This is a genomic window from Bacillus sp. SA1-12 (assembly GCF_000981385.1).
Taxonomy (GTDB): domain Bacteria; phylum Bacillota; class Bacilli; order Bacillales; family Bacillaceae; genus Metabacillus.
On the sequence record NZ_LATZ01000119.1, the window covers coordinates 63,094 to 89,753 of the forward strand.

At 37.9% G+C, this 26,660-nt stretch carries 20 protein-coding genes; 17 read left to right on the forward strand and 3 right to left on the reverse strand.

What is annotated here, in order from left to right:
* Positions 1–110 precede the first annotated feature (110 nt).
* The 8 genes from WQ54_RS19780 to WQ54_RS19815 all read left to right on the forward strand — a co-directional run bounded on the left by WQ54_RS19780 (position 111) and on the right by WQ54_RS19815 (position 11,220).
* Positions 111–1,676 carry an extracellular solute-binding protein gene (locus tag WQ54_RS19780; RefSeq protein ID WP_052737880.1) on the forward strand — a complete coding sequence of 522 codons (1,566 nt, stop codon included), beginning with the start codon at positions 111–113 and terminating at the stop codon, positions 1,674–1,676.
* 19 nt (positions 1,677–1,695) lie between these two features.
* On the forward strand, positions 1,696–2,892 hold the full coding sequence (locus WQ54_RS19785; RefSeq protein ID WP_046586607.1) for a glycoside hydrolase family 88 protein: 1,197 nt from the start codon (positions 1,696–1,698) through the stop codon (positions 2,890–2,892).
* A gap of 189 nt (positions 2,893–3,081) precedes the next feature.
* Positions 3,082–3,732 (forward strand): YesL family protein, encoded by a 651-nt coding sequence (locus WQ54_RS19790; RefSeq protein ID WP_046586609.1) that lies wholly within the window; start codon positions 3,082–3,084, stop codon positions 3,730–3,732.
* Between the two features lie 71 nt (positions 3,733–3,803).
* Positions 3,804–5,177 (forward strand): FAD-dependent oxidoreductase, encoded by a 1,374-nt coding sequence (locus WQ54_RS19795; RefSeq protein WP_046586611.1) that lies wholly within the window; start codon positions 3,804–3,806, stop codon positions 5,175–5,177.
* 30 nt (positions 5,178–5,207) lie between these two features.
* Positions 5,208–5,975: a sugar phosphate isomerase/epimerase gene (locus WQ54_RS19800; RefSeq protein ID WP_046586612.1), complete on the forward strand. Its 768-nt coding sequence runs from the start codon at positions 5,208–5,210 to the stop codon at positions 5,973–5,975.
* Between the two features lie 678 nt (positions 5,976–6,653).
* Positions 6,654–9,842, forward strand: coding sequence for a discoidin domain-containing protein (locus WQ54_RS32040; RefSeq protein WP_052737881.1), 3,189 nt, complete (start codon positions 6,654–6,656; stop codon positions 9,840–9,842).
* 460 nt (positions 9,843–10,302) lie between these two features.
* Positions 10,303–10,533, forward strand: a complete 231-nt coding sequence (locus tag WQ54_RS19810) for a hypothetical protein (RefSeq protein ID WP_046586614.1) — start codon at positions 10,303–10,305, stop codon at positions 10,531–10,533.
* A gap of 237 nt (positions 10,534–10,770) precedes the next feature.
* Positions 10,771–11,220, forward strand: a complete 450-nt coding sequence (locus WQ54_RS19815; protein ID WP_046586616.1) for an SRPBCC family protein — start codon at positions 10,771–10,773, stop codon at positions 11,218–11,220.
* 101 nt (positions 11,221–11,321) lie between these two features.
* Here the strand turns inward: WQ54_RS19815 and WQ54_RS19820 are convergent, their stop codons facing one another.
* Entirely contained in the window at positions 11,322–12,224 is a 903-nt protein-coding gene (locus WQ54_RS19820) for a LysR family transcriptional regulator (protein ID WP_046586618.1), read from the reverse strand.
* A gap of 222 nt (positions 12,225–12,446) precedes the next feature.
* Between WQ54_RS19820 and WQ54_RS19825 the strand changes: the two genes are divergently transcribed.
* The 3 genes from WQ54_RS19825 to WQ54_RS19835 all read left to right on the forward strand — a co-directional run bounded on the left by WQ54_RS19825 (position 12,447) and on the right by WQ54_RS19835 (position 16,841).
* Entirely contained in the window at positions 12,447–14,267 is a 1,821-nt protein-coding gene (locus WQ54_RS19825; protein WP_046586621.1) for an assimilatory sulfite reductase (NADPH) flavoprotein subunit, read from the forward strand.
* A gap of 26 nt (positions 14,268–14,293) precedes the next feature.
* Positions 14,294–16,012, forward strand: a complete 1,719-nt coding sequence (gene cysI, locus WQ54_RS19830) for an assimilatory sulfite reductase (NADPH) hemoprotein subunit (RefSeq protein WP_046586623.1) — start codon at positions 14,294–14,296, stop codon at positions 16,010–16,012.
* Positions 16,013–16,331: 319 nt separating this feature from the next.
* Positions 16,332–16,841: a type 1 glutamine amidotransferase domain-containing protein gene (locus WQ54_RS19835; protein ID WP_046586624.1), complete on the forward strand. Its 510-nt coding sequence runs from the start codon at positions 16,332–16,334 to the stop codon at positions 16,839–16,841.
* Positions 16,842–17,172: 331 nt separating this feature from the next.
* Here WQ54_RS19835 and yyaC read toward each other — a convergent pair whose 3' ends face one another.
* On the reverse strand, positions 17,173–17,775 hold the full coding sequence (gene yyaC, locus WQ54_RS19840) for a spore protease YyaC (protein WP_231597590.1): 603 nt from the start codon (positions 17,773–17,775) through the stop codon (positions 17,173–17,175).
* A 315-nt stretch (positions 17,776–18,090) separates the two neighbouring features.
* Here yyaC and WQ54_RS19845 point away from each other — a divergent pair, with 315 nt between their 5' ends.
* A complete protein-coding gene (locus WQ54_RS19845; RefSeq protein ID WP_046586625.1) occupies positions 18,091–18,810 on the forward strand; it encodes a metallophosphoesterase in 720 nt (239 codons plus the stop codon).
* 76 nt (positions 18,811–18,886) lie between these two features.
* On the opposite strand, the gene WQ54_RS19850 is transcribed toward WQ54_RS19845, so the two are convergent.
* Positions 18,887–19,729 carry a deoxyribonuclease IV gene (locus WQ54_RS19850; protein WP_046586627.1) on the reverse strand — a complete coding sequence of 281 codons (843 nt, stop codon included), beginning with the start codon at positions 19,727–19,729 and terminating at the stop codon, positions 18,887–18,889.
* Positions 19,730–19,997: 268 nt separating this feature from the next.
* Between WQ54_RS19850 and WQ54_RS19855 the strand changes: the two genes are divergently transcribed.
* The 5 genes from WQ54_RS19855 to WQ54_RS19875 all read left to right on the forward strand — a co-directional run bounded on the left by WQ54_RS19855 (position 19,998) and on the right by WQ54_RS19875 (position 26,657).
* Positions 19,998–21,290: an O-antigen ligase gene (locus WQ54_RS19855; RefSeq protein ID WP_046586629.1), complete on the forward strand. Its 1,293-nt coding sequence runs from the start codon at positions 19,998–20,000 to the stop codon at positions 21,288–21,290.
* A gap of 1,160 nt (positions 21,291–22,450) precedes the next feature.
* Positions 22,451–23,386 carry an AraC family transcriptional regulator gene (locus tag WQ54_RS19860; RefSeq protein ID WP_052737882.1) on the forward strand — a complete coding sequence of 312 codons (936 nt, stop codon included), beginning with the start codon at positions 22,451–22,453 and terminating at the stop codon, positions 23,384–23,386.
* A gap of 24 nt (positions 23,387–23,410) precedes the next feature.
* Positions 23,411–24,220, forward strand: a complete 810-nt coding sequence (locus WQ54_RS19865) for an AraC family transcriptional regulator (RefSeq protein WP_046586630.1) — start codon at positions 23,411–23,413, stop codon at positions 24,218–24,220.
* A gap of 111 nt (positions 24,221–24,331) precedes the next feature.
* Positions 24,332–25,525, forward strand: a complete 1,194-nt coding sequence (locus tag WQ54_RS19870) for a Gfo/Idh/MocA family protein (RefSeq protein WP_046586631.1) — start codon at positions 24,332–24,334, stop codon at positions 25,523–25,525.
* A complete protein-coding gene (locus tag WQ54_RS19875; protein ID WP_046586633.1) occupies positions 25,494–26,657 on the forward strand; it encodes a dihydrodipicolinate synthase family protein in 1,164 nt (387 codons plus the stop codon). Before WQ54_RS19870 ends, WQ54_RS19875 begins: the two co-directional genes overlap by 32 nt.
* Positions 26,658–26,660: the final 3 nt, after the last annotated feature.

Below are 26,660 nucleotides of genomic sequence, written 5' to 3' on the forward strand. Positions count from 1 at the left end.
TTTTGTTTTTGTAACTGTGACAAAGAAAGGTTTTGATTACTCTATTCGTCTAACTCTGCAATCATAGAATCTTTTTAAAAATATGTATGAAAGCATAAGGAGGAGTTTTCTTGAAAAAGATCACTATAATCATATTTTCAATCTTTCTTGTAATTGTTGGCGGATGCTCCAATAATAGTACATCAAGTGAAGCTGATGTAAATAATAACTCAGAAAGTGAAAAGGGGCTTACAGGATATCAGGTATCGAAAGAACCTGTTGATATGAAAATTCACCTACACCATTTTGATGGCCAGGTTATTTTTAATGATGATTGGACGACTTTTAAGAAGGCCGCTGAATTAACAAATGTCAGCTTAAAAGGAGTGGCTCCAAAGACATCTACGGACAGTCAGGAAGCTTTTAACCTGATGATTGCTTCTGGTGAAATACCAGATTTTGTCCAGGGTACTAAGGCGGATTTAATGAAGTATGGGAAAGAAGGAGCATTTCTTCCGCTTAATGATTTAATTGAAGAGCATGCTCCAAACATTAAAAAATATCTTGATGAGAAGGAAGGCTTAGCAGAATATGCAACAGCATCAGATGGAAATCTTTATTTTGTTCCCTTCATTGCAGATGGTGAGGCTCAGAAAGGTTGGTTTGTCAGACAAGATTGGCTGGATAAACTCGGGCTTAAAGCACCGCAAACAACAGATGAACTATATGAAGTGTTAAAAGCGTTCAAAGAAAGGGATCCAAATGGGAACGGCAAACAAGATGAAATTCCATATTTTTCAAGGATATCGGAAAGTTTGGGAGAACTCACAATATTATGGGGAGCTCGCAATGACCTCTTTTTAGATGGCGATAAAATTAAATACGGCCCATATGAAGATAAGTATGGCACTGCTCTATCAGAATTAGCTAAATGGTATGAAGAAAAGTTAATTGATCCAGAAATTTTTACTAGAGGAGCAAAAGCAAGAGATATCTTGCTAGGTAACAATCAGGGCGGAATAACGCATGATTGGTTTGGAAGCACAGCAGGCTATAACAATTTATTAAAAGATCAAGTAGACGGGTTTAAGTTTGAAACATTTGCTCCTCCCGGAAATTCTGAAGGGGAAAAAATTGAACCTACTGTCCGAGATCCATATGGTGACAAAGCAGGAGTCGCGATTGGATACTCAACAAAAGATCCTGTAAAAGCAATCAAATATCTCGATTTCTTTTATTCCGAAGAAGGACGCCGATTGATGAACTATGGAGTAGAAGGAGAAACTTACGATTTAGTTGATGGAAAACCTGTATTTAAAGAAGAAATTTTGAGTTCGCCAGATGTTCCGACAAAACTGCATGAGTATGGAGTCCAAACACTTTTTTCTTATCATCAGGATTTTGAGTATGAGAAACAATGGTTAAATCCAATTGCTTTAAAAGGGATAGAAGAATATTCTGCCAAGAACTATTTTGCAGAACCGCTGCCTCCTTTCTCTTTCTCTGAAGAAGAAGAAAAGAAGATTACTGAAATTGCAGCCGATTTAAAAACGTACAGGGATGAAATGATGCAAAAATGGGTCTTAGGTGCAGAAAAGATAGATTATAAGGAATTTAAGAATCAACTTAAAAACCTTGGTGTTGAGGAATATATTGATCTTCATCAAAAAGCGTATGATCGATCGGTTAAGAAATAATAATAGGAGGTAAGATTTGATGCAGAAGACCGAACAAGTGATTGAAGAACGCCTTATAAGAAAAGAAAGATTTTCAGGCAGACCTCCTGTGGACCGCGCTTTTTATGAAAAAGCACTAGAATATGTACTAATTAAAATCAATCAGAACCTTGAGGCTTTTACAGTTAAATTTCCTAGTTCCAGCAGCTGCAATTTGGTTTATCGTGGGATAGACAATGTAGAGTGGACAACAGGTTTTTGGACCGGTATGCTCTGGCTTGGTTTTGAATATACCGGTGAAGAAAAATTAAGGAGAGTAGCTGAAAAGCATGTCAAGAGTTTTAAAGAGAGAGTCAAAAACAAAATAGCTGTCAACCATCATGATATGGGGTTTTTGTACAGCCTCTCATCTGTCAGCGCATATAAATTAATAGGCGATAATGAAGGAAAGGAAGCTGCACTTGAAGCAGCTGAACTCCTTCTTAGCCGCTACTTTGAAAAAGCAGGAATCATTCAAGCATGGGGGGATTTAGCAGATCCTGAACAAAAAGGTAGGATGATCATTGATTGTTTGATGAACCTGCCCCTTCTTTATTGGGCAACTGAAGTTACAGGAAATCAAACCTACAAGCAAATTGCATATAATCATGCTAAGCAGTCAGCTAAGTATATTGTTCGTCTAGATTCTTCAACATACCATACGTTTTATATGGACCCAGATTCGGGAAAACCTCTATACGGAAATACACATCAAGGATTTTCAGATGATTCCTGCTGGGCAAGAGGTCAGGCATGGGGGATGTATGGATTCCCACTCAGCTATCACTATACAGGGGATGAAGAGTTTATCAGACTAAGCAAAAAACTAGCAAACTATTTTCTTAATCGCCTCCCAGAGGATCACGTCTGTTATTGGGATTTAGTTTTCACACAAGGTGAAGAGGAACGAGATAGTTCTGCTGCTGCCATTGCCGCCTGCGGTCTCCTTGAAATGAGTAAAAGATTGCCCCTTACTGATGAAATGAAAGGATATTATGAAAATAGTGCGCTTCACATTATCTATTCGCTGGCTGAACACTACACAACAAAAGATATGCCATATGCGAATGGAGTTTTAAAACACGCAGTCTACCATAAACCTAAAAATACAGGTGTTGATGAATGCTGTATTTGGGGCGATTACTACTACATGGAAGCACTTGTTCGATTATTAAAGGATTGGAAAATGTACTGGTAACAAATTTAGGCTGCCTCAAACAACTTTAAAATCTATTTGAGGCAGCCATTTTTCTAACAAATATAAATAGAAAAGAGGAAAGATTTATTGGATTGGAATCCTTTTTTTGATTAAAAGGGAAAAGGCAGATTCCCATACAATAAATCCAAAGATATTTGTAACAACTTTAACATTTTAGGAGAGACGAATATGCATGAGAAAAGCAAGATTGGAGGCATTTACACAGTAATGGAGTGGATATCACGCTTTGTGTATTTGCAATTTTTATGGGCAATATTTACTGTCATAGGCTTCATCGGTTTTGGTTTTTTTCCAGCGACTTTTGCGATGTTTGCAGTAACAAGAAAGTGGATTCGTGGACAGACTGACATTTCCCTTTTTCCTGCATTTAAGCAGCTTTATAAAAAAGATTTTCTAAAAGCTAATGCTGTTGGCGGGATTGCACTAGCTGTTGGTTTTATTTCTTATTTTTACTTGCGTTTTTTTCAAGCTCAGAGCGGGGCTGCTTCGGTAATCTTCTTTTTTCTCATGTTTGCCGTCTGCTTATTCTATTTGATGACATTACTTTTTATCGCACCTGTTTTTGTTCATTATCATCTTAAGGTCATTCAATTATTTAAGATATCTTTTATGATGGCTATCTCTTATCCATTCCATGTGATTTCAATGTTCTTTATTTTGTTTTGTTTTGGCTTGCTCATGCAGGCTATTCCGGGTCTTCTCCCATTTTTCAGCTTCAGTTACCTTGCATTTGCCCTTATGTGGATTGCTAATTTAGCTATCGAAAACAAGGAAAGTCAATCATTGATAACAAAAAGAAGCAAAATAATAGAGAGTTAAAGCCACGTTATGTATAAATGTGTTTTTAGCTATATGTGTTAAGTATTCATTATTTTTTGAGGAGTGTTTTTATGAGGGAATTTGATGTGATCATTTTGGGCGGGGGCATTTCAGGCGCGGTTGCAGGAATAGCGTCTGCAAGGTTAGGAGCCAAAACATTAATCATTGAATCTTATGGATTTTTAGGTGGAATGCTGACTGCTGCAGGAGTAGGTCCTATGATGACTTTTCACGCTGGAAAAAAACAAGCTATTCAAGGAATAACAGATGAAATTATTCAGCGGTTGAAAAAAATCGGCAAATCTGTTGGCCACATAAAGGATTTAACAAATTACACATACTCTGTTACTCCATTTGATTCTGAAGCAATGAAACATGAAATAGAAATGATGCTAGTAGAAAGTGGTGCAGAGATCTTATACCACACAGTATTAGCTGAAGTAATAAAAGAAGGAAATAAGATAACAAAGATAAAAGTTTGCAATAAAGCTGGTCTTTCTGAAATTAGCGGCAAGATCTTTATTGATGCTTCAGGTGATGGAGATTTAGCAGCATGGTCAGGCGTCAAGTTTACGAAAGGAAGAGAATCAGATGGTGCTGCCCAGCCCATGACTTTAAAAATGAAAGTAAGAAACGTTGATATTAATCGAGTTAAGCAATATGTAAAAGAAAATCCTGATAACTTTACTAGAGTACCAGAAAACATTGAAGATTTTAATAAAGTTGAGCGATTAGCAGTTGTAGGTTATTTAAAAGAGTTTAAAGAAGCTAAAGAAAAAGGGGACATTACGATAAAAAGAGAGGATGTCTTGTTTTTTGAAACCAATAATCCAGGAGAAGTCATTTTTAACACGACTAGATTATTAGGATTTGACAGTACTGACCCTTGGAGCTTAAGCAAAGCTGAAATTGAAGGCAGGAAACAATGCCGTGAACTCGAGTACTTTATGAAAAGGTATATGGTTGGATTTGAAAATGCTGTTGTTGTCTCAACCGGTCCTTCCATTGGTGTACGCAGCTCAAGGCAAATTAAGGGATTATATACTTTAACGGCAGAGGATTTATTGGAACAACGCAAATTTGATGATGTTATTGCCCACTCAGGATATCCAATCGATATTCACAGTCCGGATGGAGAAGGCACTTCCCATAAGAAATTAGAATGGGGGGGGATTTACGGAATACCATATAGATGTCTTGTTACGAAAGAAATAGACAATTTATTAGTTGTTGGAAGATGTCTCTCTGCAACTTTTGAAGCGCAAGCGGGCGTCAGAACAACACCAACTGCCGGTGCAATAGGTCATGCAGGAGGAGCTGCAGCTGCCATTGCAGCAAGAGAAAATGTAAGGGTTCAAGAATTGAACATTCGAAAACTACAGTCCGCCTTGCTAGAACAGGGAGCTTATTTAGAGATAACGCCATCGGAGAAAGTAACTCTATAGTTATATTTTTTGAAAAGGGGGAGAAAGGAAATGTCGAATATTCCTGTTGCACTGCAAATGTTTACATTAAGAGCTGAAAGTGAGAAGGACTTTGCAGGAACGTTAAAAAATGTAGCTGAGCTTGGGTATCAGGGTGTGGAGTTTGCGGGGTATGGAAATATGGCTTCTAAGGAGTTGAAAAAAATCCTTGATGATCTTGGTTTGCGTGCTGTCTCAAGCCATATACCGCTTGAATTGTTAGAGAATCAATTAGAAGATATCATTCATTATCAACATTCATTAGGCAGTACTAAAATTGTTTGTCCTTACTTACCTCACGAAAGAAGAACAGAAGAAGATTATTTTGAGTTTATTAGTCTATTAAATAGCATTGGGAAAACTTGTCATAAAGAGGGGATTACACTTTGCTATCACAATCATGATTTTGAACTGCTTCGATTTGCTGATGGACGAACGGCACTTGAAACAATCTTTGATGAAACAAACTCGGAATGGGTAAAAGCAGAATTTGATGTTTATTGGTTAACCCGAGGGGGTGAAGACCCAGTTGAGTGGTTGAAACGGTATCAAGACAGAACACCTCTTGTTCACATTAAGGATATGACAACTGATGGAGAACAATTTTTTGCAGAGTTGGGTACTGGAGGTGTTGATCTTGATGGAGTTCTGAATCAAGGAAAAGCATCTAAGGTAGAGTGGTGGATTGTAGAACAAGATCAATGTAAGCGCCACCCTTTAGAAAGTATTGAAATGAGCATAAAATATTTAAAAAATAAGTTTGCAAGCTATACCTCATAAAAAGAAAGCCGTACGATTGGTTCAGAAAGGGGGTGATTTATTCAGTTTCATTATCGAGGTCAGCGAATGAATTCCAAGCAAGTATAGAGAAGGAATTTCTTTAAAACAGAAAAATCTTATAGTGACAAGTACTTGAGTCTCTTATAATCAACTAGAAGAAGACAATGTCCTGTTTAGAAAGAAAAAGCAGCAATCAAAATAATTAAAGCGCTTACAAAAATCTATTTCAGCAATGTGAGTTTAAACTATGAAACTGTTTTTATAAATACAAAATGGAATCCAGTAGTTGGCCATGTTCATTTATGTATAAAAAGATTTTGGTGATTACCTTTTTAATGAGGTATTACAATTAATGTTAGGAATGTTCCTTTATTTTAAACCTGCTAAAGACAATAAGTGTTTGGCAGCATCTCAAAGCGGATAAGAAATTGTTTGCAAACATTCTTTAAACACCTGGTAACGTTGTAATTTTCACTCAATTGTTGTTTAAACAAAAGTTTGCATTCATCTACTTAAAAAGCGGTCTACTTATACACTAACATGATTTTACAATCATTCAAGCTCGTTGCCTAAAGTCTTGATTTGTCTTGGCACTACCCGTATGCCCTTATTTGGGGTTTTTGGGTTAAATTTACAATAATTAAGTTAATTTAATTATTGGGGGAGTGACTGCGGATAATGAGAAAACGAGCCAAAAGACCAATAACCTTTATCTTAATTTTATGTATGCTAGTCACGTGTTTTTTTAGTTTTAGGGAAGTACAGGTTCAAGCTGACGAAAGTCAGATTAGTAAGGGTAAAGCTGCTGTCGCAAGCGGCGACTCTGCAACTCCTTATTCGATCGTTGGACACCGTGCCAGTGGCAGCGATGCCAATATACCGGGATATGCGATCGATGACGATATTACCTCCCGTTGGTCTGCTTACGGTGATGGACAATGGATAGAATTGGACCTAGGATCACAAAAGGAGATCTCATATTTAGGCGTTGCTTTTTACAGAGGGGATAATCGGACTAAAACAATTGACATCGAAGTTTCCAACGATCAAACGACCTGGTCCAAAGTATACAACGGTACCAGCAGCGGTACAACGATTCAATTAGAGGCATTCGGCTTCGAGCCAGTAACAGCCCGTTATGTTCGTGTTGCAGGTCGCGGAGAGAATCAATGGACCAGCATTACCGAAATTCATGTATATCCTCCCCATCCGGATGGGTACGTATTAAAAGAACTGGAAATACCGCCTACCGGACCGGACCCTGATGCACCGATACCAACCAAGCCTGGACTATATAATGCGGACGGTACGCCGCATAATCCGCATAAGCCACCAAATGTAAAGGGAAGAAAACTAAATGTGGTTGTATATGGAGCGAACCCTTCGGATAACGGAGTGGATGATGCGAGAGCTATCCGTGCAGCTTTGGAGGAAGCACAGCCTGGCGACGAGGTTTATCTTCCAAATGGTCATTATCAATTATCAAGCACGTCTTATGATGGCGTCTCTCACTTAACAGTAAAATCGGGCGTCCAGCTCCGCGGAGAAAGCCAGAGCGAGGTTCTGCTCGTTTCAGAACATGCGAACGATTTCGGAGAACACGCTACTAATTATGGGATTATTATCAGGATTGCAGGGAAGACCGATATAAAAATCAGTAATATGACCCTTACCTCGAGCTGGAACCTGAATTATTCCACCGACACTCGAACTCCCAACCCTGAAAGAGGCGGACCTAAACAAGCAATATACATTACCTCGTTTCGCGGGAAGGCATCTTCCAATATTACTCTGGACCGTCTAACAATTGAAAAATTCCAGCGCACAGGTGTCATAATTTCTAATAGTCGCGATGTGGTCGTGGAAAACTCCTTATTTAGGAACGCAACGGATGTTGCAGATGGAGGGAGCGGTTACGGTGTTTCTATTGAAGGAAAGCCAAAAGAAAGCCGCCTTGGCAGAGAAGACGATTCCTATTTTAATGTTGTGCGCAATAATCGTTTTATTGGACCTAATCTGCGTCATGGAACATTAATGCAATTCTACACCCATAATAATCTCATTGAAAACAACAAATTTGAAAACATTTCATTAGATTCAATTGACTTTCATGGCGAAGACGAATATATGAACGAGGTTCGTTTTAACCATATCGTTGGAGGCGGAGAAGCAGCCATCGGAGTAGGTAATCCTGGTGAAACACATGATGCAGCAGGCCCGGGCAACTATATTCATGATAATGTGATCGAGAATGTAGATAAATACGGTATCCAAGTTTATCTAGGCTCTCCCAAAACCGTGATTGAAAACAATACGATCATTCATTTTACGAAAGAGGGAAGCCAGGGGATTAGACTGAAGAATGCACCTGATACCATAGTTAGAAACAACAAAATATATGACAATAAAGCCATTGAGTTCTGGGGTATTATTACGATGAAAGATGATGGGGATCCAAAGAACGCTGGTAATGGAGCAGGCATTCCTGAGAACATCGTCATTCAGAATAATCGTGTAACGGGCAACACGAATGGAATAGGTATTTTGCATGGAACCAATATTCTGTTGTCCGGAAATGAGATAAGCGATAATAGCGGAACAGATTATATTAACAATATGGTCACAGCTACAAAGTTGTCTGCAGGAGAATCCGGAAGTGTTCAAAAAAATTCATCATATGCTTTGGATCCTTCAAAACTACTTATTAAAGGCGGTGATGATGACTGCACGATTCGAACTTATTTAAAATATGATTTAAGTGAACTGAATGGAGAGATTGCTACAGCTTGGCTTTACGTGCATGGAAGGGCATTAGAAAGCAATAGCAAGCAAATGCCGGTTTCAAATACCTTGTACAGTGTCGATGATGATGTATGGAGTGGAAATAATTTAATGTGGAATTCAAGTCATGCCCCGCCTGAACTTGGAGATCATCTTTCTACACTGCCTATTAGAAATGATGGTGTTGATGCATGGTATATCTTCGATGCTACGATGTTTGTGAAAGACCAATTAAAAAGCGATAAGATGGTGTCGCTTGCCATTGCCCAGGATCCTGCAAAGACTGGGTATCTTACTCAACTGTATAATGGCTCCGAGAGTAATATGCGCCCTTATCTAAGGGTGGAAACTTATCCCCTTGTTCAATTGGCCAGTCTAAATGTCACTGCAGATAAAACTCAGCTTATACCTAATACTTCAACTCCATTACATGTAACAGGAAAAATGAATACGGAAACTATTGTTACCTTAGATGATGCCACGATTCTCTATGAGAGTCTTACACCAGAGCTTGCTTCTGTGGACACAAGCGGAAAAGTAACAGCACTGAAGGAAGGCGATGCTGTAATTAAGGTAACAGTCACATTGGATGGTGTAACGCAAAGCGGTACAATTACCTTAAGCATTACAAATAACCTTGCTGCAATTGCTCAATTGTCGGTTGACTCCACTCTTGGCACTAATATAAAGGAAGGAACAGTTGACGGAAACTTATCTACACGATGGTTATCCAGTGGAACACAGACCCCTTCTTTTCTTAAGCTGGATTGGTCATCCGCTCAAACACTCAATCAAGTTAAGCTTTGGAGCGGGCATGTGCCGGTCACCGGCTCGGCAGGCTGGCAAGTTAAGGATTTTAATCTGGAATATTTAGATGGTTCTGAATGGAAAACCTTGGCCGAAGTTAGAAATAACGACAAGGATGCCTTTATGGAGCAATTCACACTGCTGAACTTTGATGCCGTCAAAACAACCTCCATTCGGTTCATATTTATCAGTCCATCATGGAAAGACACGATTACTCGTATTAATGAACTAGACGTCAGCCTTATCGAACCTGCATCACCTTCAGAGGTACAGATGTAAAAGTAATGAAGCAAAATTAAGCAGATAATCTTTTTAATGCAGTCCACGTAAACTTTGATGCTATTTGCAGCGAGAGATGCTCGCTTTCCGCATGGCGGGCGGTGTCCATCTTCTTCTTAAACCTCTGTATCAGTTTTACCAGCTGTCCAGCTATGCTAAGGAGGAGTCTCACAACCACCTTCTATCACCATAAATAGTTTTGTTAAAGAATCTATTTATAAAAATATATGCATAGAAAAGAGACTTTTTGAAACATGTTTTTGCTTTCAAGATACCACTATTTCTTGAAGGCTTTTTTTTTTCGCGTTTTAATTCTTTTAATTTCCTCAATTAAAAATGGGATATTCCTAATAGTATAGGTATTTGTTTAAAAAATAGGTAATTAACCTAAGGAATCGAATAAGTCCCCTACATATTGTGTACTAAAGTAGTTAAAAAACCTATTTGGAGGTAAAAGCCAATGCAACATAATTTCCAGATTTTCAACGGAAGTGATGAAAGAATCTTTGGGAGACCATTTGGAAGACCGTTTTTTGGAAGACCATTTTTTGGAAGACCGTTTTTCGGTGGACCATTTTTGGGGGGAGTCCTTGGTGGTTTATTAGGCAGCGCATTATTGTACGCTCCTTATTATGGCTATCCATATCCTTATTATCCATATCCTTATTATCCATATGGCTATTGGTATTAAAAAATATTTAATATCATAATAGCTACATGAACGCAGTGAAACGGTATCCTTATTTGGATGCTAATGTTGTTTCACGCGTTTTTTTATGCTTCCAATTTGGCACAAATTTACATAATTGTGTATACAGCAAATCTATTTGGCATAATGAATGGATTTTATGAATAGGCTCTTAATTGACGAATAGGCAGAATGTCTGTAAATAATAAATAATTGCAAAGTGAAAGTGAGGGATATCACATGCCGAGTGAATTATATAAAGTAGAAGCAAACTTGCCAATTTATTCGATCTGGAGATTTGTAAGTGATATGGATAACTGGGCACCACTTATACAGGGTTATATAGAACATGAAATAGTTAGTGAAAGGGAGTCCATTTGGAAATTTAAAACAGATCTGGGGATGATAAAGAAAAAAATCGAGTTGAAAGTTGAGATTACAAGTTGGGTTGAGCCGACAAAGGTGACCTTTAATTTAACCGGAATAAATGAAAAAATGACAGGAAAAGGTTACTTTGAAGCAGAAGCGATCGCTGAAAACAGCACTTGTATGACTGGCTTTCTTGAAATCATACCAGAGGGCAAGATGGCGAAAATGATCAATAATAAACTAAAGAAAAACCTGTCAGAGATTACGAAAGAATTAACGGAAGCGATTATTGAAAAAATCGGTGAAAAGATTATTCCTTAGTTGGTTAAAGATAAAGAAGAGCTGACTTAAAAGCAGAATTGATTCATTTTAAGTCAGCTGTATAACTTTATTCGACATATTTTTTATGTTTGACAATAGCATTAAGATGATTTGATATCATTTGGCCACTTTTTGTTTAAAGCTGAAATAAAGGTCTTCACATTTTTTTTATCGGCCATTATGGGTGAATAAACATAGGAAAGTGTGCGTTTAAAGGTATGATTTTGCATTTTTAAAATGGACAGATTTTGATGCTGGACATCCCTTTCAATTACACTTCTAGATAAGAGAGACAGCCCCATACCATTTATCAGTGTTTCTTTGATTCCTTGATTACTGCTGATTGTAAGTAGTGATTGTACCTTTAAGCCGTTGGTCCGAAAAACATGATTAAGATATTCTCCGGTTCCTGAACCAACTTCTCTTGTCACCCAAGCTTGGTTTTGCAGATCAGCAATTGTAACTTCTGCTCTTTGTGCCAGCATATGATTAGGTGAAGAAACAATGTATAATTCATCTTCCATAAAAGCATGAACAGAAAGCTCTTTTTCATTTGTTTGCCCCTCAATTAATCCGATATCAACTTCATACATCCGTACAGATTGAACAATTTCCTCTGTATTTCCAATAACTACTTGCAGCTCAAGCTCAGGGTAATCCCTTTGAAGATCTAGAAGCAATGCAGGCAAAATATATTCACCGATTGTAAAGCTTGCTCCTATCTTTAACTCTCCTTTTATTGAATTATGATGCTCCAAAATATCCTGTATTGTTTGTTCATAAATGGTGATCATTTGCTTGGCGCGATCGTATAAAATTTCTCCAGTTGGAGTGATTTTCAGGAATTTTGGAGACCGTATAAATAGCTTTGTTTGCAACTCTTTTTCCAAATTTTTTATATGCAAACTAACACTGGGTTGTGACATGCGAAGGATTTCAGCCGTTTTCGTAAAGTTTTTCACCTCTGCAAGGGTTACAAATGTCTTTAAGGCGTCATAGTACAAAAAAATCCCACCTGACTATTAATAATTTTAATAACTATGATTATTTATATGTATTTTACTAATCTATGATCTTCTGGTAAAGTTTTATTAGAATATTTTTAATATGTACCAATGCTGGAAAAGGTAAGATATCAACAGAGAAATAGCGAAAAATGTTGAAGCCAGTCATTGTATACAAATGACGTTAACGATATACTTATAACTTTTGTGAGGTGGAAAGTGTTGCAACTTCAGGTAATAAACAGTCCGTTTAACCAAGAGCAGGCAGAGCTCCTAAACCGTCTTCTGCCAACTTTAAGTGAATCTCAAAAGGTTTGGCTAAGCGGTTATTTAGCAGCTTCCCAAACTGCTTCTGCTGTAGGCACTCCAAGTGTGCCAACTCAAGAAGTTCAAGTCGGAAGCACTGAACAGCCAATCTCAAAAGACGTAACGATTCTTTACGGATCCCAGACTGGAAATGCACAAGGTCTTGCTGTAAAAGCAGGTAAGACACTTGAAGGGAATGGTTTTAATGTAACCGTTTCGTCAATGAGTGATTTTAAACCAAACAATTTGAAGAAGGTTGAAAATCTTCTCATCATAGTTAGTACACATGGTGAAGGCGATCCACCGGATAATGCACTTTCTTTCCATGAGTTTCTTAATGGAAGACGTGCGCCAAAACTTGACGAACTAAGGTTCTCTGTTTTAGCACTTGGAGACAGTTCATACGAATTCTTCTGTAAAACTGGAAAAGATTTTGATCAACGATTGGAAGAGCTCGGCGGCAAAAGACTTTATGATCGTGTAGATTGTGATCTTGATTATGATGAGCCAGCTGCTGAATGGATCCAAGGCGTTCTTGGCGGATTAAACGAAGCACAGGGCGGAACTGCTGGACCGGTAGCTGCTGCAGCCCCGCAAGCAGAGGAATCTGTCTATTCACGAACAAACCCATTTAAAGCAGAAGTGCTTGAGAGTATTAACTTGAATGGCCGCGGTTCTAACAAAGAAACACGTCACCTTGAAATTTCCCTTGAAGGTTCAGGCTTGTCTTATGAACCTGGTGACAGTCTTGGCGTGTACCCGCAAAACGATCCTGAGCTTGTTGATTTGCTTCTTGAGGAAATGAAATGGAATCCGGAAGAAAATGTGACTATCAATAAACAAGGTGAAAGTCTAGCACTTAGAGAAGCGCTGATATCACATTTTGAAATTACGGTATTAACAAAACCGTTTGTTGAAAAGGCTGCGAAGCTTTCTGCAAACCAGGAGCTTCAGGAGCTTGTATCTCCAGGTAATGAAGAAAAATTAAAATCGTACCTTGATGGACGTGATCTTCTTGATTTGGTACGAGATTTTGCTCCTTGGAATGGAACAGTACAGGACTTCGTTTCAATTTTACGTAAGATACCTGCTCGCCTTTATTCTATTTCTAGCAGCTTAACAGCTAATCCTGATGAGGTTCATTTAACAATTGGCGCGGTGCGCTACGAAGCTCACGGACGTGAACGAAAAGGTGTTTGCTCAATTTTGTGTGCTGAGCGCCTGCAACCAGGTGACACACTTCCAGTTTATGTTCAGAATAATCAAAACTTCAAACTCCCAGCTAACCCTGAAACCCCGATTATTATGGTAGGACCAGGTACAGGCATTGCCCCATTCCGTGCATTTATGCAAGAGCGCGAGGAAATTGGAGCGGAAGGAAAATCATGGCTATTCTTTGGTGATCAGCACTTTGTAACGGATTTTCTCTACCAAACAGAATGGCAAAAGTGGCTTAAAGATGGAGTTCTAACAAAAATGGATATTGCATTTTCTCGCGATAGTGACGAAAAAGTTTATGTTCAGCACCGCATGCTTCAACACAGCAAAGAATTATTCGAGTGGCTTCAAGAAGGAGCAGCAGTTTATATTTGTGGTGATGAAAAGAATATGGCACATGATGTTCATAACATGCTCATTGATATTATTGAAAAAGAAGGCGGCATGAGCCGTGAACAAGCAGAAGCGTATCTGGCCGATATGCAGCAGCAAAAACGTTATCAACGAGATGTATACTGATTTTTACATGAAAGGAGTTTATCAACATGGTGAATAATACATTAAAAGCACCGGATGGCCCGCCAAGTGATGTTGAACGTATAAAAAGAGAAAGTGACTATTTGCGGGGCACGTTGAAAGAGGCAATGCTTGATCAGATTAGTGCCGGAATTAATGATGATGATAACAGATTAATGAAATTTCACGGAAGCTATTTGCAGGATGACCGGGATTTGCGGAATGAGCGGCAAAAGCAAAAGCTTGAGCCAGCTTATCAGTTTATGCTGCGTGTTCGTTTGCCTGGCGGTGTGGCAACACCTGAGCAATGGCTTGTTATGGATGACCTTGCAAATAAATACGGGAACGGTACTTTAAAAATTACCACACGTATGACATTTCAAATGCACGGTATTTTAAAATGGAATATGCAAAAAACGATCCAAGGAATTCATGCAGCCCTAATGGATACGATTGCGGCGTGCGGGGATGTAAACAGAAATGTTATGTGCAACCCAAATCCATTTCAATCAGATATCCATTTAGAGGTATATGAATGGGCAAAAAAATTAAGTAATGACTTATTGCCGCGCACAAGAGCTTATCATGAAATTTGGCTTGACGAAGAAAAGGTCGCTAGCACACCTGATATTGAAGAAGTTGAACCAATGTATGGTCCGCTTTATTTACCACGTAAATTTAAAATCGGTATTGCTGTGCCGCCATCAAATGATATTGATGTCTTTTCACAGGATCTTGGTTTTATCGCAATTATTGAGGATGAAAAGCTAATTGGATTTAATGTGGCAATCGGCGGCGGTATGGGTATGTCACATGGTGATAAGGAAACATATCCTCAGCTTGCAAAAGTGATTGGTTTCTGTAAACCTGAGCAATTATATGATGTATCGGAAAAAGTCATCACGATTCAGCGTGATTACGGAAATCGTTCTTCTCGTAAAAATGCCCGTTTCAAGTATACTGTAGATCGTCTAGGACTTGAAACGGTTAAGGAAGAATTAGAAAATCGTCTCGGCTGGAGCCTTGAAGAAGCAAAGCCATACCACTTTGATCATAACGGAGATCGCTATGGCTGGGTAAAAGGAGTAAAAGGAAAATGGAATTTTACTCTATTCGTTGAAGGCGGCCGTGTTACAGATTTTGATCATTACAAACTGATGACTGGTTTACGTGAAATTGCTAAAATTCATACTGGTGATTTCCGCTTAACAGCAAACCAAAACTTGATTATTGCCAATGTATCAAGCCAGAAAAAGAAGCAAATCACTGAACTTATTGAACAATACGGTTTAACCGATGGCAAGCAATATACAGCACTTCGACGCGGATCGATGGCGTGTGTTTCCCTTCCTACATGCGGATTGGCAATGGCAGAAGCTGAACGTTACTTACCTACTTTAATTGACAAAATCGATGAAATTGTAGATGAAAATGGATTGCGCGATGAGGAAATTACCATCCGTATGACAGGATGTCCGAACGGCTGTGCACGCCATGCACTCGGTGAAATTGGCTTTATAGGAAAGGCTCCTGGCAAATATAACATGTATCTTGGGGCAGCTTTTGACGGAAGCCGTCTAAGTAAAATGTACCGGGAAAACATTGGTGAAGAAGAAATTTTAAATGAATTGCGAGTTATCCTACCACGCTATGCGAAGGAACGTGAAGATGGGGAGCACTTTGGTGACTTTGTGATTCGTGCTGGTATCATTAAAGCAACGACTGATGGTACGAATTTCCATGAGTGATAATGAATAATTTCCGGCTGTCTCAATTGAGGCAGTCTCTTTTTTTTATCCTTTTGTACACTTTTTATTCATGAGCTTTTTTGCCGATACAGGCGCTTGCTCTTTTGTTCTCCTTAGGGAAATTATGGAATTCTTATACTGTGGATTAGCGCACTGCATCTAGCTCCAGCAAACAGCTCCTTCTATTCCAAATCGTTTTGTTTGCCCTAGGATGATATCAAGGCACCTGCTTTTTTGTTCTTAAACGCATATTTTTCCATTTTATTGGGTAATAGATTATAGTAATCTTGTAAATATTTTTAAACTGGAGGTATTTAATTTGGCAAAGGTAGCATTTCTATTAGCAGGCGGATTTGAAGATTCTGAAATGAAAAATCCATTTGATGCAGTAAAAGAAGCAGGACATGAAGCAATAATTGTAGGCTTGGAAAAAGGTGCACAATGCGATGGAAAAAAAGAGACGGTCTCATACACGGCTGATCTTGGCGCATCTGAAGCAAAGTCAGAGGAATTTGATGCTGTCATTATACCTGGCGGTGGCGCTCCAGAAGCATTGCGTGTGAATGAAGATGTTGTTCGTTTTGTGAAGGAAATAAATGAGCAAGGCAAGTTAATTGCTGGCATTTGTCACGGACCACAGGTAATGATAAGTGCTGATGTTCTAAAAGGAAAAGCAGCAACAAGCTACATCGGAATTCGTGATGATGTAAAGCTAGCAGGTGCAGATTACCACGATAATGAAGTCGTTGTCAGTGGAAACTTGGTTACTTCTCGTACACCAGATGATGAACCTGCGTTTATTCGTGAAATCTTAGCAAAATTATCCTAATCTACATTTAAGGCTCTTTATTACGAAATTGTAGGTACTATATAAACGAAGCTGTTTAATTAAGGTTGATTCAAGTTGGTTGTGAGACTCCTACGGAAGAAAAGAGGGACAGGTAAGACTTTTGCAGCATAAACACCGGAGAAGGTTCACTGTCAGCCCAGCAAATAGCGAGCATCTCGCTGCAATCAATTATTCCTAATTACTAGGTTAATAACAATAAAGTTTGCGAAAACAGCCAAATTTAAAGAGGATGGGGCTTTCTTAAGGGATTGCCCCTTTCTCTATCTATCTGCGGTACCATACTCTCCTAGTAAATTAAATTAAATGATTACTAGCTCATAAGCAAAAGTGGATGATTGGAAGGATAATGGAAAAATTGCCTTATTGCAAGTGAGATACCTTTTGCGATATTTGTTGCCATCTTATAAATGAGATGAAGGCTTGTATAAAATAAAGATGTCTCTAATCCAGGATTATTTTCTAGAACAACCCCCATAATGCTGCAGTCCCCGATAGAAGGCAGGTTGTGGCCAAGGCCTTTTCCAGGCTGCATAGAACCATCACGAATAACAATTGAATTCACAATACCTTCTGAACCTAATACACTATCAATTGCAATGACAAAACTATTTTCAGGAAGATTGAACTGTGAAACCTTGGGGACAAGGTTTGTTGCATCTAATGGAGATTGGAGATTACCAAGTATTGATAAGTGTTTTGGGTATAAATCATGGAGCAGTGTGCCGACAAATGGACCAAGACTGTCGCCATTTATTAAATTGGAACCGATCCCTATTACATAAATATGCTCAGTGCCCTCAGGAATAAGTGAATACAGCGTATTGCGAATAAATAATGGTGCAAGCTTATGATTATAAGGGATGATTCCTTCAAGCATCGATCTTTTTCTGTTCATTTCATGATTGTTACACATGTTGATTCTCCTCATAAAGTCGGTATGGTCCTGGGGATACTGAAGCGCTTTCGAAATATAGTTAGAAACTACTAGTTTATTTACAAAATTTAAATAGATGTTTGAAAATTAATCTATCATTTCATTCAACTATCTGGCTAACAATATTCTTCATCGATACAATAAAATCCTTCTAAATCTTTTAACAGTAAAATATTGTGAATTCTTTCTTAATCCATTAATTTGCTCCTCTTAAATGAATGAAGCATGTTTCTACATAGTGAAATGGTATAGTATAATTGAAAATATTTATTAGAAGAAGGAGGCAGATCATTCATGAAGATTGCATTTATTTCTGATATACATGGGAATGCTGTCGCATTAGAGGCAGTATTAGACGATGTAAAAAAGAAAAACATTGATAAGGTTTGTGTTCTTGGTGATATTTGTTATCGGGGACCGCAGCCAAAACGATCTCTTGATCTTGTTCGTTCTTTACAAACTGAAGTCATAAAAGGGAATGCTGACGAATGGGTGGTCAGGGGAGTACAGAAGGGTGAAGTTCCTGATAAAGTGTTAGGCATGATGAATACGGAACGAAATTGGACGGTTTCCAAACTACAGGAATCCGATCTGGACTATTTAAAGGGATTGCCAGAGGAGCTTCATTTTGACATTGATGGTATAGGAATACATGCTTTTCACGCAACACCAAATAATTTATTTGATGTCGTTCTTCCAAACACAGATGATGAAGGTATAGTGGAAAAGCTAATGTCAAAAGCAAACGCACAAATCTATATTTATGCCCATATACATAAGCCATATATTCGATTTATCAATGGTCAGGTTGTAATGAATATCGGCAGTGTTGGATTGCCGTTTGACGGACTAACAAAGTCATCGTATGGGATGGTTCATATCAATGAAGGCGGTTTTAGTGTTTCGATTGAACGGGTCGATTTTACTATTCAAAAAGTCATTGATCAATACTTAGAAGGAGATTATCCTAATGCGAACATGATGATCAATGTGCTGAAAGAGGCTCGTTTGTAGATCGTTTTTCCTATCATTTGAAACGCGCAGGCTCTAAAAACCTGCGCTGCTTTAAGTGAGAAATATACGGTCAATTTCAATTGGTCATCATATGGAAATTCTTCAGCATAGTAATCTCTTCCTCATGTGAAATCCCTGCATCAGAGGGAGTTTCCAAAATGAAAGGCAAGTTGTTTAGAAATGGCAATGTTAAAAAATCGTGAAATTGCTTTTTATCTATATATCCTCCGTTAAATATATTGGCATGACGGTCTTTTCCAGAACCCAAAGGAAACCTAGAATTATTTAAATGAACAATTTTTAAATGTTCTATATACCCCAATTCAAATCCTTTTTTCCACAGTTTATCATTATTATCACCACTCCAAAGTCCGCTTGCAAAGGCATGGCATGTATCAAAACAAAACCCGATCTTCTCAGGATAGTTTGATAAATTTCTGACCTGTACAAGCTCCTCAAGAGTCGTTCCGATTGTTCCTGCTTTTCCTGCGTTATTTTCGAGGAGTATTTTGCAATCCCCATCCCATTGCTCAAGTACTTCATTTAGCATATCAATCATAAGATGATAGCTTGCAAGCAGATCACTCTGACTGATTTGGCTTCCAAAATGAACGACTACCCCAATTGAACCACATGCATTTGCGATGTCTAAATCATTCAGTAATGACAAAACTGTAAGCTCTCTTTTTTCATCGGAAGGCGTTATACTTGTCGGATATGGAGTATGGGCAACTGACAGAATATTATTTTCCAGGCAAAACTCCTTACACCGTTCTGCCTCATCATTGTCAAATTCCTTGATGGATAAGCTTCTAGGGTTCTTAGGGAAATATTGATAAGCCAGGCTGCCGATTTTTAATGCTTGTTTGGCAGCCCCTAAATATCCTTCTCTAATACTTATATGACAGCCAAATTTCATACGATTTCCTTCGCTTTGTTTTTATCCTATCTTTTGAACTTACATGTCTTTTTATACTTATCAGCTAAGTGAAACAAATTAATTCTAACAAATAGTCCCAAATTTTAATGTAAAAAAATTATTAACTGTAGGTTAATTATGTAATTTTATCGTTAAGATTCTTGAAAAACTTACAATTTTAACAAGAAATTAAATATATTTAGCATTAGCAGCAAAAAACCTTCGCTATTTTCTAAGGTAAATACGACAGATAGGAAAAGGAAGATATATGATTAACTTACAGACAACACTTATCAAGGAATATTTGAAAAAGTATTCAGTAGAAATAGGGATCCTGCTATGTTTTATTCTTCCGCCAATAGGAATTTTGTGGCTCATGGTGATAGGATGGAACCATTTGAACGAGGTTATTAATTTTAAAGTTTCTTTTTCTATTAATTCGACGAGCTTCTTTTTTATCTGTATGGCACTGGCAACGTCCGGTGCTGCTCTTTGGCATGGCAATGGGAGCTATCTCCTTGAATTCGCTTTGATTTTAGGGTATTTGGGGCTGTATTTATCTATTAAAGATCGCGTTACGATTTCTTTTTTTTATCGTTATAAACAATTATTCATTATTGGCGGAATCTATTTGATCATTATTGGAAATATCATCAATCAAATGAATATCTCTGATCATTTCTTTGGTTTGCTTACAGGAACTACATTTATAGGCACGTCTGAGGATGCGAACGGGAGATTATTTGGGAGTGCATATAACCCTAACTTTACAAGCTTTTTATTGTTAATCTCATTATCCTTCCTTCTTGCTGATCTTTTAAAACGACTGCAGGAGAGAAGGAGGTTACTCCCAATTCTCAGCCTTATCTTGATATTCGGGGCAGGTATATTTCAAACAGAGTCAAGAGCTGGAGTAGCCACAATGTTTATTATGATTGTTCTATTCCTGCTTAGGCTTGCCCCTAAGATTGGGATATTCTGTTTATCAATAATAGTTTTGATAAATATTCATATGCTGACACTTATCCCAAGGTCTGAGCATATTCAAAGCTCTACTTTCGTGCGGAAAGAAATATGGGAAAACAGTTTTAAAATATGGAAGGAACATCCCTATTTTGGAACGACATCTTTAGGCTTTTATGATGCATATAGCCACTTTGGTGAACCTGTACCACATGCACATAATATTATCTTAGGTTTTTTTTCTGAATATGGTACAGTCGGAGGGCTTGGCTTTCTATTAGTATTTGCTGCTATTTCATTTAAATTCTGTTACCTATTTTTTAACAAATGGAAGAAAAAGAAAGTGTTATTGGAATTTTTTCTCTTATCACTTCCAATTCTATTGCTAACAGGCATTTTTGATCATCCGCTTGTTTCCCCTCAGACAACATTATTGATTGTCATCTTTGTTGCCTGCTGGGACCGTTACACAGAACGGTTACCATTTGTGAGAAAATCGATTTTCTCATTAAAAAGGGTTTATACAAGAGAAGTTTATTTGAAGCAAAAGCCGATTTCGCAGCAAATGACGAAAACGGAAAAAAATAAATCAATTTAGTTAGTATGCTTTTCTTAATGATAAGAAATGATATTATGTTTTAAACTATTGCCTGATTTTTTACAATGGAGATATTTTTGAATGATGGTAATAGCCCTAGTGCTTCACTATAGGATTAGATAAGTATCATTAGAAGCGAAGCCATGCCAGCTATTTAGGTAACAGAATTTGATAATAACAACCTCTTTGCAAGGTTACATAAAGCCGAAGCTGAAGGAGAGGGCACACTGGGAAATCTCCTTGTTTGGAAGTAGGTATTAACTGATAACAGCAAATTGCTCCGATTTTTAATGGGTTTTGGAAAGGATATTTTTATCAAGGAGAAGAAAAAGTATTAAAGATTAGCTGGCTCATGGTGAAAGGAGAAAGCTTATACTGTTAAAGTACAGTTTATTGTATCTTAACCCGCAAAGAGATTGTCCTTAACATGTCGGTTTCTACAAACTTTACTGTTTTTAAAAGCTTACAGCTAAAATCTTGTCATATACAAGGATAGGTTAATTTCAACAAAAATGAAAATATACAATAGCCGTTCTTAGTCTGAACAAAATGCTCTTTAGCAAATTTGTCAGACTTTTTTTATTTTCTGCTTTGATTAAAAATAGCTGGATTAATTGGCTGATCTAAAAAACAAGATGGTTAATGCTAAAAAATAAGCAGCCTGCTTATAGTAAAAAGATCGATTTAGTAAGGTTATATACATAAATTTATAACCGTGCAGACAGATTGATAGATATGATGGAGAACAAGGGGAATTTCTGAAAGTCATGGCGGCAAACCAAGGGGTATAGCATAGGTGATGGCCTGGATCTTACTCCTTATCAGAGGAATTTTCACAGCACTTAAATTTAAGTCCTCATCTGCATAGGTGTATTACGAATCAGAAGGGACAAATAAAAGAAAGAGAACAAAAAGCGACATTTTTCTTCGTATTTTTATGATAGGATTTTGTTTGGTGAGGATCTCGCAATGTCGATTGCTTCATTAATTCCGACATCTATAATTTTTCTTTTCATCCAAAAACATCCTGTTGAAGCGTTTGTCACAACAGGTATTAAATAAATAGAAAAAAATTATTTAAGTGGTTATTAAAAGCCCTCTTTAATGGTATTTTTCAGGGCTTTTTTAATAAATACTATAAAGTTCCAAGAGGTGGAATTGTGAACATTTGCAAATATTCAATTTATCGGAAGGCTTGTGATCCAAGAATAGATTGGGATTTGAATGATTTCCACTCACATAATGAGTTTGAAATTTACCTCTTTCATACTGGGAATTGTAATTTTTTAATAAAAAATAAGGTATTTCATTTACAGCCGAATGATCTCATTCTATTAAATGGTTTAACACTGCATCGGGCAAATCCGTTTCCTCCAGAAATCTATGAAAGAAGTGTCGTTCATATTTCACAAGACCGTATACAGCAGCTTATTTCAACGATGAAATTTCCAGAGTTGCTAAAACCTTTTACCAAGTTCAATAATTGTATCTTTCGTAATATCAATAATGTTTTATTGCAGCAAATTGAAAAATCAATTAAAGCCATATCAGAGTTAGCTAACGGGAAGGGAATAATAGCCAGTAAATGCGAAGATCTTACTCTAAATTCTCGTTTTTATAATGCAAAAATGCAAACGTTAACAATGCAGCTTTTATTTCAAATCTATGAACTTAGTCAAACTCATCATAATCAGCATATCCATGTCGAAACAGAAAAAGAACTTCATGTTAGAAGGATTACGGCATGGATTGATGAACATTATCAAGAGGATATTACGTTAGATAAGCTATCCACGAGTCTAAATATAAGTAAATATTATTTATCACATATTTTTAAAGAAATAACAGGCGGGACAATCATGAAATACCTTATGAGCTGCCGTCTTAATCACGCACAAAGATTACTAGAAACAGAGCCTAAATTATCCGTGTTAGACGTTGCCTTGGAATCTGGTTTTAAACATTGTTCCCATTTTAGCCGATATTTTTTAGGGAAAATGGGCGTTACTCCATTAGAATATCGTAAAAAATATTGCAATATAAAAGATTTTACAACGATTGCATTTCAGGATCATACAAATTATCTAAAAAAATAGCTGAATTTTTTACAGGAGGATGAAATGAATCTTCAAAAGCTAAAGCTGTCAAATACTGGAGTTAATCTTTATGAAAGTAAGCATAAAAGAGGGAGCTCTATTTCAGGACATTATCATGATCATTTTCAAATTCTCTATGCGCTTGATGGTGAAGGGGAAATGAACTTAGATGGCAAGAATTATAACTTTTGTAAAGATCAAATGGTATTAATTGTTCCGAACTCGATCCACTCGATTCACGCTACATCACCATTAACAGTTCTTGTATTAGCGTTCTCTCAGGATGCATTTGGAACATTACTAAATAATGGTCTATTACAGGCTTTACAAGATGGCTCTCTTTTTTATGACTTAAACATGGCAAGAGCGAGTGAGGTAAGACAATTACTTAGAAAAATGTTATTTGAGCAAACGAGCTATGATTCATTATGCATATTAGCCTTACCAGTTTATTTATCTGAATTGTTACTAATCCTTGTACGGTTACAAACAGAAGAAGTTTCGTACGATTTAAATGATATGAGAGCGATTCAAATAAGAGACTATCTTGATCGAAACTATTTTGAAACAATTACAGCCGAAAGCTTATCCTTAAAGTTTGAATTGACGCCTCGATACATCAACACTATTTTTAAGACAAAATTCCATGAAACCCCTTTGCAATATTTACAAAAAATAAGAATTAACCGTGCGAAAATGATGTTAATCGAAACAGATTTGGAAATTGTTTCAATTTGTTTTGAAATAGGCTATGAAACTCTTTCACCATTTTACCGCTCCTTTCGAAATTTAGTAGGGGTATCACCTCATAAGTTTCGTACGATAAACCAATAAAATGGTTCGTTCCGAAATTGCAAATTTGTTTCGCATATGGATAAGACTGGCAGATTTTTCTCTTCTAAAATAGAGGTATGTAAGACAAAACATATTGAGAGGGGTTTTCAAATGTCTATCATTCAAGTAGGTATTATCATGAACGGTGTGACTGGCCGCATGGGAACGAATCAGCATTTAATTCGGTCGATTCTTGCTATTCGTAAACAAGGAGGGATTTCACTTTCAAATGGTGATGTCATTATGCCAGATCCTATTTTAGTGGGACGAAATGAAAACAAATTAAGAACCTTAGCAGAAAAACATAAGGTTGATCGTTGGAGTACTGATTTGGATGAATGCCTCGCAGATGAGAAAAATGTAATCTATTTTGATTCACAAACAACGAATCGCCGGGCTGAGGATGTTCGAAGGGCAATTAATGCCGGAAAGCATATCTATTGTGAAAAGCCCACTGCAACTAGTTTAGAAGAGTCACTTTCTCTTGCACGTTTGGCTTTTGAAGCGGGTGTAAAAAATGGAGTTGTTCAAGATAAACTATTTCTCCCAGGGATATTAAAATTAAAACGTCTCGTAGATTCAGGCTATTTTGGCAGAATTCTCTCTATCCGGATGGAGTTTGGATATTGGGTGTTTGAAGGGGATTGGCAGCCTGCTCAGCGGCCTTCCTGGAATTACAGGCAAGAAGACGGAGGCGGCATTATTGTCGATATGTTTGCTCATTGGCGTTATGTTCTTGATCATGTTTTTGGGAACGTGAAGGCCGTATCCTGTATTGGAGCTACTCATATTCCGAAGCGGGTGGATGAGAATGGTCATTCATATGTTTGTACTGCAGATGATGCAGCATATGCAACCTTTGAATTAGAAGGTGGTGTAATCGTTCAAGCAAATTCTTCATGGACTGTAAGAGTAAATCGTGATGACCTGCTAACCATTCAAGTCGATGGAACCCAAGGAAGTGCCGTAGCTGGGTTGCGAGAATGCAAGGTTCAACATCGTGTGAATACACCAAAGCCTGTTTGGAACCCTGATATTCCTAATCCGATCAATTTCCTTGAACAATGGCAGGAAATTCCGACAAATGATCATGTCGAAAATGCATTCAAGGTTCAATGGGAGTTATTTTTAAAACATGTTGTGAATGATGATCCATTTTCTTGGGATTTATTGGAGGGAGCAAAGGGAACACAGCTTGCTGAACTTGGCCTGTTATCATGGAATGAGCGCCGTTGGGTTGATGTTCCGGAATTGACAATCGGAGGGGTAACAAATGGGAAAAAAGCTGAAGTTACCAAGGGCTGACGGCTCATTTACTGAGTATAAACCAAGAAGAGCAGAGTTATTTGACATTCCTGCACATCCATTTACAAGCCGTACAGCTTTTTCAGCAGCCCATGTCGTTTGCAACCCGCTTGCAAAAGAGGATCCAATTCTTCATCCGCAAATTGATTGGGAGGACACATTGGCCTATCGCCGCTACCTATGGTCACTAGGCCTATCAGTAGCAGAAGCAATGGATACGGCTCAGCGGGGAATGGGTCTAAATTGGCCAGCAGCAAAGGAATTAATTCGCCGTTCTGTAGCAGAGGCAAAGGTTGTTGGGGGAAGAATTGCGTGTGGGGCAGGTACTGATCAACTGCAACCAAGTCCAAACATTAAGCTAAATGATGTGATCGCAGCATATGAGGAGCAATGCAGTTTTATTGAAGAGCAGGGAGGGCAAATTATCCTCATGGCAAGCAGAGCACTTGCTGCGTGTGCGGATGGGCCGGAAGATTACCATCGCGTTTATAGCACGATTCTCCAGCAAGTGTCCCAGCCTGTCATTCTACATTGGCTTGGCGATATGTTTGATCCTCATTTAAAAGGTTATTGGGGACATAAGGATATTAGCGATGCTATGGAGGTATGCTTAAACATCATTTGGGATAATAAAGAAAAGGTTGATGGCATTAAGATTTCGCTTTTAGATGCCGACCGGGAAATTGAAATGAGACGTTTATTGCCAGATGGTGTCCTTATGTATACAGGTGATGATTTCAATTATCCAGCCCTCATTCGCGGAGATAAACAAGGTTTCAGCCATGCACTACTCGGCATTTTTGATGCGATTGCCCCCGCAGCAGCATCTGCACTGCATGCTCTTGATGCTGGTGATGTGAAGGGCTTTGAGTCAATTTTAGAAAAAACCGTTCCATTATCAAGGCATATATTTCAGCATCCTACTTATTCCTACAAAACAGGGATCGTTTTTATGGCATTTTTAAATGGCCATCAATCCCATTTTCGGATGATTGGCGGAGCGGAAAGTGCAAGGTCAATCACTCATCTTTCTGAGCTGTTTATTCTTGCAGATGAGGCTGGTTTGTTCGTGAATCCAGAGCTTGCTGCTGAAAGAATGAGGCTCATTTTAGAATTATCTGGTGTAAAATAGGAG

What these genes read in the sequence shown, in the direction of transcription:
- WQ54_RS19785 (WP_046586607.1), top strand. Translation starts at nt 1,696, where the DNA reads ATGCAGAAGACCGAACAAGTGATTGAAGAACGCCTTATAAGAAAAGAA.
- WQ54_RS19790 (WP_046586609.1), top strand. Translation starts at nt 3,082, where the DNA reads ATGCATGAGAAAAGCAAGATTGGAGGCATTTACACAGTAATGGAGTGG.
- WQ54_RS19795 (WP_046586611.1), top strand. Translation starts at nt 3,804, where the DNA reads ATGAGGGAATTTGATGTGATCATTTTGGGCGGGGGCATTTCAGGCGCG.
- WQ54_RS19800 (WP_046586612.1), top strand. Translation starts at nt 5,208, where the DNA reads ATGTCGAATATTCCTGTTGCACTGCAAATGTTTACATTAAGAGCTGAA.
- WQ54_RS32040 (WP_052737881.1), top strand. Translation starts at nt 6,654, where the DNA reads ATGAGAAAACGAGCCAAAAGACCAATAACCTTTATCTTAATTTTATGT.
- WQ54_RS19810 (WP_046586614.1), top strand. Translation starts at nt 10,303, where the DNA reads ATGCAACATAATTTCCAGATTTTCAACGGAAGTGATGAAAGAATCTTT.
- WQ54_RS19815 (WP_046586616.1), top strand. Translation starts at nt 10,771, where the DNA reads ATGCCGAGTGAATTATATAAAGTAGAAGCAAACTTGCCAATTTATTCG.
- cysI (WP_046586623.1), top strand. Translation starts at nt 14,294, where the DNA reads ATGGTGAATAATACATTAAAAGCACCGGATGGCCCGCCAAGTGATGTT.
- yyaC (WP_231597590.1), bottom strand. Translation starts at nt 17,775, where the DNA reads ATGTGTAACAATCATGAAATGAACAGAAAAAGATCGATGCTTGAAGGA.
- WQ54_RS19845 (WP_046586625.1), top strand. Translation starts at nt 18,091, where the DNA reads ATGAAGATTGCATTTATTTCTGATATACATGGGAATGCTGTCGCATTA.
- WQ54_RS19850 (WP_046586627.1), bottom strand. Translation starts at nt 19,729, where the DNA reads ATGAAATTTGGCTGTCATATAAGTATTAGAGAAGGATATTTAGGGGCT.
- WQ54_RS19855 (WP_046586629.1), top strand. Translation starts at nt 19,998, where the DNA reads ATGATTAACTTACAGACAACACTTATCAAGGAATATTTGAAAAAGTAT.
- WQ54_RS19865 (WP_046586630.1), top strand. Translation starts at nt 23,411, where the DNA reads ATGAATCTTCAAAAGCTAAAGCTGTCAAATACTGGAGTTAATCTTTAT.
- WQ54_RS19870 (WP_046586631.1), top strand. Translation starts at nt 24,332, where the DNA reads ATGTCTATCATTCAAGTAGGTATTATCATGAACGGTGTGACTGGCCGC.
- WQ54_RS19875 (WP_046586633.1), top strand. Translation starts at nt 25,494, where the DNA reads ATGGGAAAAAAGCTGAAGTTACCAAGGGCTGACGGCTCATTTACTGAG.